This is a genomic window from Mesonia aquimarina, assembly GCF_003667275.1.
Lineage (GTDB): Bacteria > Bacteroidota > Bacteroidia > Flavobacteriales > Flavobacteriaceae > Mesonia > Mesonia aquimarina.
Window position 1 is genome coordinate 18,516 of sequence record NZ_RCNV01000006.1, and the last position, 12,167, is coordinate 30,682.

12 protein-coding genes are annotated in these 12,167 nt (G+C 33.3%); 2 read left to right on the forward strand and 10 right to left on the reverse strand.

Annotated elements, in window-relative coordinates; translation table 11 throughout:
• Positions 1–110: 110 nt before the first annotated feature.
• From D9R05_RS09035 to aspS, 7 genes are all read right to left on the reverse strand, one after another.
• A complete protein-coding gene (locus D9R05_RS09035) occupies positions 111–917 on the reverse strand; it encodes an NAD(P)H-binding protein (protein WP_121666904.1) in 807 nt (268 codons plus the stop codon).
• A complete protein-coding gene (locus D9R05_RS09040; protein ID WP_121666905.1) occupies positions 914–3,241 on the reverse strand; it encodes a M20/M25/M40 family metallo-hydrolase in 2,328 nt (775 codons plus the stop codon). The genes D9R05_RS09035 and D9R05_RS09040 overlap by 4 nt, the downstream gene beginning before the upstream one ends.
• A gap of 10 nt (positions 3,242–3,251) precedes the next feature.
• On the reverse strand, positions 3,252–3,602 hold the full coding sequence (locus tag D9R05_RS09045) for a hypothetical protein (protein ID WP_121666906.1): 351 nt from the start codon (positions 3,600–3,602) through the stop codon (positions 3,252–3,254).
• Between the two features lie 108 nt (positions 3,603–3,710).
• Positions 3,711–3,905 (reverse strand): cold-shock protein, encoded by a 195-nt coding sequence (locus tag D9R05_RS09050; RefSeq protein WP_121666907.1) that lies wholly within the window; start codon positions 3,903–3,905, stop codon positions 3,711–3,713.
• Between the two features lie 105 nt (positions 3,906–4,010).
• On the reverse strand, positions 4,011–4,265 hold the full coding sequence (locus D9R05_RS09055) for a hypothetical protein (RefSeq protein ID WP_121666908.1): 255 nt from the start codon (positions 4,263–4,265) through the stop codon (positions 4,011–4,013).
• Positions 4,266–4,269: 4 nt separating this feature from the next.
• The gene (locus D9R05_RS09060) at positions 4,270–6,042 is read right to left on the reverse strand and encodes a chloride channel protein (RefSeq protein WP_121666909.1); all 1,773 of its coding nucleotides are present in this window, start codon (positions 6,040–6,042) and stop codon (positions 4,270–4,272) included.
• A 43-nt stretch (positions 6,043–6,085) separates the two neighbouring features.
• On the reverse strand, positions 6,086–7,834 hold the full coding sequence (gene aspS, locus D9R05_RS09065; RefSeq protein ID WP_121666910.1) for an aspartate--tRNA ligase: 1,749 nt from the start codon (positions 7,832–7,834) through the stop codon (positions 6,086–6,088).
• Between the two features lie 215 nt (positions 7,835–8,049).
• Here aspS and D9R05_RS09070 point away from each other — a divergent pair, with 215 nt between their 5' ends.
• Entirely contained in the window at positions 8,050–8,400 is a 351-nt protein-coding gene (locus D9R05_RS09070) for a toxin-antitoxin system YwqK family antitoxin (protein ID WP_121666911.1), read from the forward strand.
• 53 nt (positions 8,401–8,453) lie between these two features.
• On the opposite strand, the gene D9R05_RS09075 is transcribed toward D9R05_RS09070, so the two are convergent.
• Positions 8,454–9,299 carry a universal stress protein gene (locus D9R05_RS09075; RefSeq protein ID WP_121666912.1) on the reverse strand — a complete coding sequence of 282 codons (846 nt, stop codon included), beginning with the start codon at positions 9,297–9,299 and terminating at the stop codon, positions 8,454–8,456.
• Positions 9,300–9,409: 110 nt separating this feature from the next.
• A complete protein-coding gene (locus tag D9R05_RS09080; protein WP_121666913.1) occupies positions 9,410–10,825 on the reverse strand; it encodes an MBL fold metallo-hydrolase in 1,416 nt (471 codons plus the stop codon).
• A 328-nt stretch (positions 10,826–11,153) separates the two neighbouring features.
• Here D9R05_RS09080 and trxA point away from each other — a divergent pair, with 328 nt between their 5' ends.
• Positions 11,154–11,453: a thioredoxin gene (trxA, locus tag D9R05_RS09085; RefSeq protein WP_121666914.1), complete on the forward strand. Its 300-nt coding sequence runs from the start codon at positions 11,154–11,156 to the stop codon at positions 11,451–11,453.
• A gap of 15 nt (positions 11,454–11,468) precedes the next feature.
• Here the strand turns inward: trxA and D9R05_RS09090 are convergent, their stop codons facing one another.
• A complete protein-coding gene (locus D9R05_RS09090) occupies positions 11,469–12,098 on the reverse strand; it encodes a DUF6134 family protein (RefSeq protein WP_121666915.1) in 630 nt (209 codons plus the stop codon).
• Between the last annotated feature and the right edge of the window lie 69 nt (positions 12,099–12,167).

The window sequence follows — 12,167 nt, forward strand, 5'->3', positions numbered from 1 at the left end:
GTGTAGCTTGACAGGTCTATAGATAAAGCTGTTTTGAGTTTCATAGCTTGATTTATAACAGTCTTGTATAAAGATAGTTAAAACTGCTCTTAAAAACAAGCTATGATGATTTAAGGTTGATACTCAAACTTAATATTCAAAGTATGTAAGCTTTCTTCGGCAGAAATAATTTTTCCGGTTGCTTTTTTTGATCTCGAAAAATGAGGCGGAATTAAATTAAGCTTTTTTGCTTTTTGTGTGTAGTATTCTTCTTTTGAGGGGTGATAAGGAAAAACGCCGTGTAAAATTTTTGCGTTCGTAACTTTGTTTATACAGGCTACAATTAAATCAATAGAATCTTGTTGATGAATTAAATTGATAGGTGCTTTGCCATTGGAGAGTTTTTCTCGTCCTGCTAAAAATTTTACGGGATGTCTTTTTTCTCCTATTAAGCCGCCAAAACGGATAATCGTTGTAGAAAAGGCTGTATGCTGTAATAGTTCTTGTTCAACTGCGATGAGTTGCCTTGCTGAATTGGATGTTCCGTTTGCTTTGCTTTTTTCAGAATAGGTGGGAAAGGGAAATTCATCTTTAAAGACAGAAGTGGAGCTTACAAAAATTACTTTTTTGACAGTACTTTTTTCCACAAAATGGATAAGCAAATTTATTTTTTTAGTGAAATTGCTGGATGGGTCTTTTCGTAATCCCGGCGGAATATCGATGATTAAAATTTTTACATCTTCAAGAAATTCTTCAATTTTTCCTTCAACTTTTTCTTCGGTTAATTCAATTAAAAAAGGATTGATTTTTTCTTCAGCTAAATCGGTAACTTTTTCTGCAGAAGTTGTGCTTCCGTGTACGTTATAACTTTCGCCGATCAATTTTTTGGCTAAGGGAAACCCTAACCAACCGCATCCTAAAATGCCAATAGTTTTCATTTTAATTCTTTTTTGGTGTCGATTTTTTGTTTTGTAATAATCGCATCGTTCAGCACAAAAGGCTTAGGCATCATTTTTTTTGTTCGTTTAGGTACGCTTAACCAGTCGTTTTTTAACAAATCGTTACTGGCTCCGTAAATACTTAATTCAGGAAAGACATCTTTTTCAACAGTAAATGATAAACGCAAGGTATCGCGGTCTATCGCATAATAGGTTAGTAATTTATTTGTTTTTCGGTTTTGGTAGAAATAATCTTTTTCTTCATTTTTCAGTTTTAAAGGCGTCTTTCCATTTACAGAAAGATCAGAAAATACATAGCTTGTGTCCGCAAAAATTTCGAGACGATTGAGGTCTCTTGTCGGAACAATTTTTACCGTGAATTTATGTTGTTGCTGAATAGTACTATCTAAATCGACAAAAAAATCAGCCGAAGGAATAGCCTTTACCGGAGCCGGTGCAGCGTAGGTAAATCGGTTATTGTATTTACTGTGAAAAATACTAGAATCGTTTATTTTATGTTCTTCTGCTAAATAGTTTTTTGTGTAATCATCTAGCTTATGGTCATAGGTGTTCCAACTGGCTTTTTGCTGTGTTACATCTAATAAGTACACTAAGCTATTAGGCTTTTGATTTTTTTCGGAAAATTTTGCTTGCGAATGACCTAAAATGAAAAAGAGCAAACTTATCATTAAACAGAAAAAACCGATCACCTTTTTACGCTGATAAAATGAAAAAACAGGAAGCAATAAACCAAATAGTAATACGGTGAAAATGGCGCTAATGACCAACATTTTTAATCCCAGGCCTACCGGAAAAAACTGAATTAATGGAGCAAAAATAAAGACGGCAGGAGTGGCTAATAATAGTTGAATCCCAAGCCATGCATTTGCTTTTTTTATGAGTATAAAAAAACCGATGAAGCTAAAAAACATAGGGATTATAAAATAAGCGGCTCCCTTTAATGCAAAAGCAAGAAAAGTATTTAAAACTAGCCATATAAAAAGAGGCGCCACAAAAATGTTAGGACGTTTTTCTTGATCAATTGATTTATTATGGTATAGAAAAAAACAAATGGAGAGCGTTAAAAACACAATAAAACCAATATAAAAATGTCCATTGGCAGGAAAGCCATTTAAGTTTTCTTGATAGTTTACATACAATTGATTTAGCAATGGCCAGGTAAAAAAACCTATTATTCCACTTACGAAAAGTGAAATAAACAACGGAATAAAACTTTTGAACACATTTTTTACCGTCAAGCGTTTTTTTCTGAATCCGTAAATAATAAGACCAATAAAAATTCCCCAAGCTAGTAATACAGTAGGAAAAATCCAGTTGTAGGGGTAATGTACAAATTTGATAAAAGGAAAATTAAAGTATACACTTTCTTGGGTAGAATTCAATTTGCTTAAATCTTTATTACCAAAATAGGGCAATAACGCAGAAAGATAGGTAGCTTGATGCGCCAGTGAATTGGCATCTAAATTTTGTGGGGTATCGTTTGCGGTATGGTAATCAAAATGGTCATCGATAAAAGCAAAAAAGAAACTAGGAATATCTTTTTCCTCTCGGAAAACCGTGGCATCAGTATCGTTCGGTAATTTTTTATAAACGCTGTACATTAATGAAGTAGCGTTAGGAAAACGTGGATTGGCTTCGTCAAACGCTTTAATTAAGGCAGAATTACCAGAATTGGTTTCTAAAATTGTGTTTGAAGGTCCGCCGCTTCCACGCGCTTCAAAATTTAAAACCAAGCCAATATTTTCTGCCCAAGGATGTTGTTCAGCAAAGAGAGCGGCGCCATTTAAACCGATTTCTTCAGCATCGGTAAAACAAATGATGATGTTGTTTTTATGTTGAATTTGATCCTTTAAAAAAACGCGTAAGCTTTCCAAAATTGTAGCAACACCAGAGCCCGCATCGCTAGCACCGGGTGAAGAGTGTACCGCGCTGTCATAATGCGTTAAGATTAATAAGTCGCTTTTTGGTTTAGGATTACTTCCTTCTAAGCGGGTAATGATATTTTCAGGAGCGGTAAAAGTTCCCTCTTTACTCAGTTGATAGTCTTTCTGAGTTTGAACTTGTAAACCGAGTTCTTGTAGTTCTTTAACTATGTAATTGCGGACTTCGCTGTGGTTTTGCGTACCTATGGAATGCGGTTTTTTACCAATATGTTGCACGTGCAAAAAAGCATTTTGCATGGAAAAACCGGAGGGTAAAATTTCTTGGTAATTATTGACTTGCGGCATGATGCTGTTAAAGCTGATGTAAGTCAGAAAAGCTATGGCAACTAAAATTCCGCTTTTAATGATGAGGTTTCGCATAAGCCAAGGGTTAGATGGTTTTTTTTACCAAGGCAAAATTATTGTTTTCTAGCGGCAAATAGCCTTGATCGTACACAAAAAAATAAGTGATTCCCTTTTTTGTAGTATAAAAACTGGTGATTAAATCAAAATTAAAGCCTTTGCTAAGTAGTTTGTCTTTGGTGGTTTTGGATTTATCTTTTGGGTTAAGATCCTCTAAAATCCGATAATTTTTTCGAAGGCGATTATTGGTATTTCTAATAATATTTCTTCGGTCTTTATTTAAGCGATTATTATACGCATTTCTACAATAATCGCTACAGAACTTTTTATCAATTCTGCCAATAATTTTCTCGTTACACTCCAGACAAGCTTTTTGCATAACTTAAAGGTACTAAAAAATTGCGGAAACACTAATTCTTAAAAAACCTTATAAACTAAAAAAGCACCACAAAAAGTGGTGCTCAGAAAATTCTAATAATACTTTATATTATTGAACTAAGCGAACTTCTGTCGCAGTCATTCCTTTTCTTCCTTCTGATTCAACGTACTCAACTTGGTCACCTTCGTTGATTTGTTCTCCGTTTAATCCTGTAACGTGAACGAAAATGTCTTGACCTGTTTCGTCGTTAGTAATGAATCCATAACCTTTAGACTCATTGAAAAATTTAACTGTACCTTCCATTGTGATAATAAATAATAATATTAATAAAGCACAAACTTACAATATAAAAATGTATTGCAAGTAAAAAAAATGTAAATTTTTGATCAATTTATTGAAAATAAAAATTTAATCAATTCCTTTTTCTTTCATTTTATCAATATTTTCTTTACTTAAAGTGTAATCTTTCAATTTTTTGCCTTTCCATCTATGGTATAGAAAAATGGGCATTAGAACAAAACAGCTTACTAATACTGCAACGCCAATAATTTTGTCGCCTGTAACTACATCATCTTTTATTAATCTGAAATAAAACCCGATGCCCACAGCAAGAACAATAGCGATAAGTAGGCTAATTAATATTTTGTTGACTATTTTTTTCATTTCTTTAATAAGTTATCAATTTTCTGCGATATGCAGTAAGCATTTTCGATTTGGAAACAAAGCCGATGTACTTCCCATTTTTAATGACCGGTAAATTCCAAGCCCCGGTATTTTGAAATTTAGCCATTACTTGCTGCATATTATCTTTGCCATAATGAATATAATCTGGTGCATCATGCATCAAAAATTCTACCAAAACCGAATCGTGTAAACTTGTATCGAACATGATTTCACGAATATCATCTAGGGTAATAACACCTACTAGTTCTTCATCATCATTTAAAACGGGGAAAAGATTCCGTTTAGATTTGGTTACCGCATTGTGCAACATTTCTTTCAAGGTCATTTTAGGTCGAAGCGGAATAAAATTTTGCTCGATAATACGGTCTAATTTCAGTAAGGTTAATACCGCTTTATCTTTATCATGTGTAATTAGTTCGTTGTTTTCTTTTAATTCTTTTGTGTAAATATTATAATCAACCCTGGCTTTTGTAATTAAAAATGAAATAGCAACAGTTATCATCAGCGGAATAAAAAGCTCGTAGCCTCCAGTAATTTCCGCAATTAAGAAAATAGCGGTTAAGGGCGCTTGTAATACTCCTGCCATTAAGCCTGCCATTCCTACCAACGTAAAATTACTATTAGAAAGTTCAAAACCTAATTGTCTGCAAATGTTGACAAAAAAACTCCCGCTAACAGCGCCTAAAAAAAGAACAGGAGCAAAAACACCACCAACGCCCCCACCACTTAAAGTTACAGAAGTAGCAATAGGCTTTAATAAAATTAGTCCAACAATTAAACCGATGATTATCCACGGATTTCCAATCCATTCTTTAAATAAAAAAGCATCAAAAGCGGTGGTATAATTTTGAGAAATCAAATTATTCATAAATGTAAAACCTTCACCATAAAGTGGCGGAACTAAAAATGTGAGTAGGCCAATAATCACCCCGGCAATAGTAATTTTTAAGTAATCGTTTTTTATTTTTTTAAAGTAATGTTCTGTTGTAAAATAAATCTTTGAAAAGTAAAGTGAAACAATAGCAGTTATAATTCCTAAGGCCGAATAAAATAGAATGTTATGAATATCAAAACGTTGGATGCCGTGAAAATCCACAATATATTGTTCTCCAATAAATAGCATTCGCGTTACTACTGCTGAAATTGATGCTAGCAATAAGGGTAAAAGTGATGCAAAGGTTAAGTCTAAACTAAACACTTCAATAGCAAAAAGGATTGCCGCGATGGGCGCTTTAAAAATTGCGGAAAGCGAACCTGCCGCTGCGCAAACCAACAATAATTTTCGAGTTTGCGCTTTCATATGAAATAATTGCCCAATATTAGCACCAAAGGAAGCCCCCGTTGCTACCGAAGGGCCTTCTAATCCCACAGAACCTCCGAAACCGACTGTAAGTGGAGCGGTAAGTAAGGAGGAAATCATATTTCTTCGCGCCATTTTGCCTTCTTTTTTAGAAATAGAAAATAAGGCCATTGGAATTCCGTGGCCTACTTCGTTTCGTAAAATAAATTTTTTAACCAGTAAAACCAGTAATAGGCCAATAAAGGGAAAAATAAAATAAAGGTAAATATGGTAAGAATGTATGCTTCCACTCTCGAAAGCTTTAGTTATAAAATGAGTGATATTTTTTAAAATAACTGAAGCGAGTCCAGCTAAAAGTCCCACAAAAACACTTAAAATAAAAACAAAATTCTTATTAGAAATATGCTTATATCTCCAAATAAGAAAGCGCGTAAAAGGTGTTTTTCTCTTTAACATGCTATTGTAGCTAAAAAAATCCTGCTTTTACACAGGATTTTTTTTATAAAGTTATATTTAAATGAAGCTCTTTTAATTGTTCATCGTCTATTGGTGCAGGCGCATCGATCATTACGTCGCGTCCAGCATTATTTTTAGGAAAAGCAATAAAATCACGAATACTTTCTTGTCCGCCTAAAATTGCTACTAATCGGTCTAATCCAAAAGCTAGTCCGCCGTGAGGAGGTGCGCCATATTGAAAAGCATCCATTAAAAAGCCGAATTGAGCTTCAGCTTCTTCTTTAGAAAAACCTAAATAGTCAAACATTTTGGCTTGTGTTTCTTTATCGTGAATTCTAATAGAACCGCCACCAATTTCATTTCCGTTTAAAACCAAATCGTACGCATTTGCTTTTACGTCTTTAGGATTGGTCGCCAATAACGGAATTTGTTCTTTTTTAGGCGATGTAAACGGATGGTGCATTGCGTGGTAACGTTCGGTATCCTCATCCCATTCTAATAATGGAAAATCGATTACCCAAAGTGGGGCAAATTCATCAGCTTTACGTAAACCTAATTGCTCGCCCATTTCCATTCTAAACGCGCTTAATTGCGCACGTACTTTTTGTGTTTCTCCGCTTAAGATACAAATTAAGTCCCCCGGTTTTGCGCCGGTTTTTTCTGCCCATTTTTTTAAATCTTCTTCTTCATAAAATTTATCTACAGAAGATTTAAAAGAGCCGTCTTCATTATATTTTGCGTAAACCATTCCTAATGCGCCAACTTGCGGACGTTTTACCCAAGCAATTAATTTGTCAATTTCTTTTCGGCTATAGCTTGCTCCGCCCGGAACAGCAATCCCTACTACTAATTCGGCTTCATTAAAAACTTTAAAATCGCGGTGTTGTGTACAATCGTTTAATTCGCCGAACTCCATTCCGAAACGAATGTCGGGTTTGTCATTTCCGTATAAACGCATAGCATCATCATAGGTCATTCGAGGGAAATCTTCGACTTCAATATCTTTTATTTCTTTTAATAAATGGCGTGTCAGGCCTTCAAAAGTTTGCAGAACGTCTTCTTGTTCTACAAAGGCCATTTCGCAGTCTATTTGTGTAAACTCCGGCTGTCTGTCGGCACGTAAGTCTTCATCGCGAAAGCATTTTACGATTTGAAAATATTTATCCATTCCGCCTACCATCAACAATTGCTTAAAAGTTTGTGGCGATTGCGGAAGCGCGTAAAATTGCCCTTCGTTCATTCTACTAGGTACCACAAAATCTCTGGCTCCTTCGGGTGTAGACTTAATTAGGTAAGGTGTTTCAACTTCAACAAAATCTTGATTAGAAAGGTAGTTTCTAACGGCAATACTCACTTTATGGCGAAAAACCAATTTATCTTTAATCGGGTTTCTTCTAATATCTAAATAGCGATATTTCATACGCAAATCTTCACCGCCGTCAGTTTTATCCTCAATCGTAAAAGGAGGAGTTTTAGCTTCGTTTAAAACGCTTAAATCGGTTACTAAAATTTCAATTTCTCCAGTTGGAATATTGGTGTTTTTAGATTCGCGTTCAATTACTTTTCCTTTTATTTGAATAACAAATTCTCGACTTAAATTTTTTGCTTGGTTCATCACAGTAGCGGGAGTACGCTCTTCGTCAAAGATAAGTTGTGTGATTCCGTAGCGATCTCGTAAATCTACCCAAATCATAAATCCTTTATCACGAATTTTTTGTACCCAACCCGATAAGGTAACTTCCTGTTCGCAATTTTTAATTCTTAACTCTCCGTTAGTGTGACTTCTATACATGCTTATTTTGTTGAAATTTGAATGCAAAAGTAAGAAGTTATCATATTTTGGACTATTTTTAAAGGAAGAAAATAGTAATGTTTTTTAATTTTTTTTTAGCTCTAAATACCTTGGAACAAGTTTTTTAGCATCCCAATGTTAAGTTAATGTTACGTAAATATTTATTTAATGTAAAATATTTTGTATATTTGTTATGTAAACATTAAAAAGCAATTATGAAAAAGATATTGATGATAGCAGCAATTTTGTGCACAGGTGCACTTTTTGCGCAAGAAATGGAGCCGAAATTTGAACAGAACGGAGATGTAGTGAAAGGAACTTTCTTTCATGAGAACGGAGTTGTAATGCAGGAAGGAACGTATAAAGACGGAAAACTTGACGGGCAATGGGTTATGTATAACCAGGAAGGCAAAAAAGTTGCCTTAGGAAAATACGATAAAGGTGAAAAAATCGGAAAATGGTTTTTCTGGAAAGAAGATCAGTTAACAGAAGTTGACTATTCTAACAATAGTATTGCTGAAGTTACTACTTGGAATAATTCTAACGTTATTGTAAGCAATGATTAATCTGTTTAATTTATAGTTAAATAAAAAAGCACCGATTTTTATCGGTGCTTTTTTTATTTTTTGTTGGCCGGAATAACAAGAAATGGAACATTAGTATGGAAGCCTATTTCATCTATGATTTGCTTAAAGAATAAATTTTCGAAAAATGAATGTTTATTACTTATCATCGCTAAAAGATCGATGTTATTTTCTTTCTCATATCTGTAAATCGTTTTGGCTATATGTTTTCCTTCTACTAAATTGAACTTGTAATTTTCGGTTTGTATTTTTTCCGTTAACTTTACTTTCTTCTTTTTTTGTTCTGCCGTCAAAAAATCATCTTCAGAAATATGTATAATATGTAATTTTGATTGATTATTTTTAGCAAGATAATTTATCCAATGTAACTGACTTTCGTGGTAATCAATGTCGTAATCGGTAGGAAATAAAAGATTTTCAAGTCCGTTAAAAGCATAAGCTGAAGGGATTGCAATTACCGGAATTTTTGTACGATGAATAACGCGAACCGTAGTTGAACCAAACAAAACTTCTTTAGCTCCGGTTGCTCCTTGTGTACCCATAACAATTAGATCTATTGCTTCCTTTTCTACCAAATCGTTAATCTCATCGGTTAAAATATTGAAGGAAGAAATTTCTTTGAATTGGTGAAGCTTATTATCAAAAGATTCCCTTATTTTCTTTTCCGTTTTATGCAATCCTGTAATGGAATTTTTCTTGTAAATTTCATCTAATCCCGGGTTTATAGAAGAATACCCTACGTATTCTGTATCATAAACAATTGGCGTGTAGATATTTAAAAGATAAAACGTACAAACTTCTTTTTCAAAAAGTTGAAGTGCATATTCTATGGCATTAAATGCATTGTCAGAAAAATCGGTGGGAAGTAAAATTTTTTTCATCACGAATACAGATTATTATTTACTATTAAAAATACATCTTTTAAAATTTAGTTGTATAAAATTTTATGTAAAACTAGTTTTCTTAACTCAAAAATAAAGTAAATCGTTTTTTATAATAAGGTGCTTGGACAAACATATTCTGATGTTTTCACATTAGTATCTTTAATAGTTTTAAAGCCACCAATTACATCTTTAAAATTACTCCATCCGCGAGACTTTAAAATTGAACTGGCTATCATACTTCTATAGCCGCCTGCACAAAAAGTAATGAATGGCGCATCTTTTGGAATTTCAGCTAAATGCGTATTCAAGTTGTTTAAAGGAATATTTACACTTCCTACAACATGTTCGGCATCAAATTCACTTTTTTTACGAACATCGATTAATTTTATGTTGTTCTCAGCATAAATTTTTTCAAACTCTTCTGCGGTTATTCGTTCAGTTTTTTCAATATCTTTTCCTGAAGTCAGCCAGCTTTCAAATCCATCTTTTAAATAGCCAATGGTATGATCGTATCCCACTCTAGAAAGTCGAGTAATTGCTTCTTCTTCTTTTCCTTCTTCAGTAATTAAAAGAATTTCTTGTTTAATGTCAGGAATCATTTCGCCTACCCAAGGGGCAAAATTCCCATCTAAACCAATATTTATACTGTCAGGAATAAAACCTTTAGAAAAATCTTCTGCAGAACGCGTGTCTAAAATCAGGGCTTGTGAAGCATTTGCCAAAGTTTCAAATTCATCAGGAGTTAAGGGATTTTCTGCTTTTTTCATCACCTCATCAAAGCTTTCATATCCTTTAATGTTCATCAACACATTTTTAGGAAAATACCCCGGCGGATTTGTTAGTCCTTCCAAAAGTTCTTTTATAAACTCTTCTTTGGTCATATCTGCTCGTAAGGCATAATTGGTTTTCTTTTGATTTCCCAACGTATCTGTGGTTTCTTTGCTCATTTTCTTTCCACAAGCAGAACCGGCACCGTGATTAGGATAAACAATTAGATGATCGGCTAAGGGTATTATTTTGTTTCTTAGCGAATCATACAAATGACCTGCGAGTTTTTCTTCCGTTAAATCTGAAACCACATGTTGTGCTAAATCGGGTCTACCTACATCGCCAATAAATAAAGTATCTCCCGTAATAATTCCGTGTTCTTTTTCATTTTCATCGATTAAAAGATACGTTGTGCTTTCCATCGTATGGCCGGGGGTATGAATTGCTTTTACTTGATAGTTTCCCACTTTAAAAATTTGCTGATCTTTAGCAGTTATCGCTTCATAATTCGGTTTTGCACCGGGACCAAACACAATTTGTGCATTGGCTTTTTTCTGAAGATCTAAATGACCACTCACAAAATCTGCATGGAAATGAGTTTCAAAAATATATTTAATTTTTGCGTTGTCTTTTTTTGCTCTATCCAGATAAGGTTGCACTTCTCTCAGGGGATCAAATAAAGCGGCTTCGCCATTATTTTCAATATAATAAGCTGCGTGTGCCAAACATCCAGTATATATTTGTTCTACTTTCATAGTTTAATATTTTAAATTATGATATAAATTTAAATCTGATATTCAGTATTTTAGGTGACTTTTGTTACAAAAGTGTTTCTTTTTTTTGTTGTAAAAAATGATATAAATCAATTTTACCTGAATAAGGATAGCTTTTATTTGGCGATTTTTTTTTGCTGAGAAGAGTTGTTAACTATGAAAAAATATTGGTAAATTATCATTGTTGCCAAGTTGATAAATTGTATTGGCTATAAAATATTAATAAGATTATTTTAGTTAATTTTTGACTATTATTTGTTAAGCTTTTGATAGCTTATTTTACAACTGTCTAATTTTAAAGACCTATATTATGAAAGGAAGTTTTAATAATATTATTCAGTCAGATACACCTGTGCTTATCGATTTTTATGCTGATTGGTGCGGGCCATGTAAAGCGATGGCTCCCATTCTAAAACAAGTAAAAGAAGAAATGGGAGATAAGGTGAAAATTATTAAAATAGATATAGATAAAAATCAATCTATTGCCTCACAATATCAAGTACGAGGCGTACCGACTTTTTTAATCTTTAGCCAAGGAAAACAAGTTTGGCGACAAAGCGGAGTCGTACAAAAAACAGAATTAGTTAACAGTATAAAAAGCTACCTGTAGTATTACCAACCAATTTTATTCTGCCACAATTTTAAAGCTGATTATTCCCACATCGATTTCAGCTTCTACCAATTTACCATTTTTATATTTATAAAGACTAGTTTTTCCTTTGCTGCTAGTTTTTTCGTAAATATGGTTTGCTACTTTTTTAAGTTGATGAAATTCGCCGTGTTCTTCCGCATAAACTTTAGAAATATTTAAAGGTTCTTCAAATATTAAATTGACAGTGCTATACATTATTGACTCTTCAATTTTATATTCCGCTTCATTATCTTCATAAAAAATATAGCCGGTTTTGGTTTTTTCGGTATACGAATTTGTTTTTTCACGATCATTAAACAGAATCAAGGCAAATGCGTGCGCTAAAGTTTTATTTCTGTAAACTACTTTATAGGTATAATCTACTTCAATTTTAGCGAGAATACGTGTGCTTATTTCGGTGCGATTGCTATAAATTATTTTGTCTTCCACCACTTCTTTTTTGGCTACCAATTCACCAATAACTTTTTCTCTATGTAAAATATTGAAGCAGTATTTTTCTTCTTGACCGAATAAAGTTGCAATCGAAAAAAATGCTAAAAAGCTAATAAGTAAAAGTTTATTCATAGGAATAATAAAATAAAGATTGAGTTCAAAAATGAACATAAAAAATCTTTCTATAGCTGATATTCGTCATTTTTTGACTAAGCTTTCTTCTTCAACTTTGCGGCTTTA

Coding starts and splice junctions, on each gene's coding strand:
- D9R05_RS09035 (WP_121666904.1), bottom strand. CDS start 917: ATGAAAACTATTGGCATTTTAGGATGCGGTTGGTTAGGGTTTCCCTTA.
- D9R05_RS09040 (WP_121666905.1), bottom strand. CDS start 3,241: ATGCGAAACCTCATCATTAAAAGCGGAATTTTAGTTGCCATAGCTTTT.
- D9R05_RS09045 (WP_121666906.1), bottom strand. CDS start 3,602: ATGCAAAAAGCTTGTCTGGAGTGTAACGAGAAAATTATTGGCAGAATT.
- D9R05_RS09050 (WP_121666907.1), bottom strand. CDS start 3,905: ATGGAAGGTACAGTTAAATTTTTCAATGAGTCTAAAGGTTATGGATTC.
- D9R05_RS09055 (WP_121666908.1), bottom strand. CDS start 4,265: ATGAAAAAAATAGTCAACAAAATATTAATTAGCCTACTTATCGCTATT.
- D9R05_RS09060 (WP_121666909.1), bottom strand. CDS start 6,042: ATGTTAAAGAGAAAAACACCTTTTACGCGCTTTCTTATTTGGAGATAT.
- aspS (WP_121666910.1), bottom strand. CDS start 7,834: ATGTATAGAAGTCACACTAACGGAGAGTTAAGAATTAAAAATTGCGAA.
- D9R05_RS09070 (WP_121666911.1), top strand. CDS start 8,050: ATGAAAAAGATATTGATGATAGCAGCAATTTTGTGCACAGGTGCACTT.
- D9R05_RS09075 (WP_121666912.1), bottom strand. CDS start 9,299: ATGAAAAAAATTTTACTTCCCACCGATTTTTCTGACAATGCATTTAAT.
- D9R05_RS09080 (WP_121666913.1), bottom strand. CDS start 10,825: ATGAAAGTAGAACAAATATATACTGGATGTTTGGCACACGCAGCTTAT.
- trxA (WP_121666914.1), top strand. CDS start 11,154: ATGAAAGGAAGTTTTAATAATATTATTCAGTCAGATACACCTGTGCTT.
- D9R05_RS09090 (WP_121666915.1), bottom strand. CDS start 12,098: ATGTTCATTTTTGAACTCAATCTTTATTTTATTATTCCTATGAATAAA.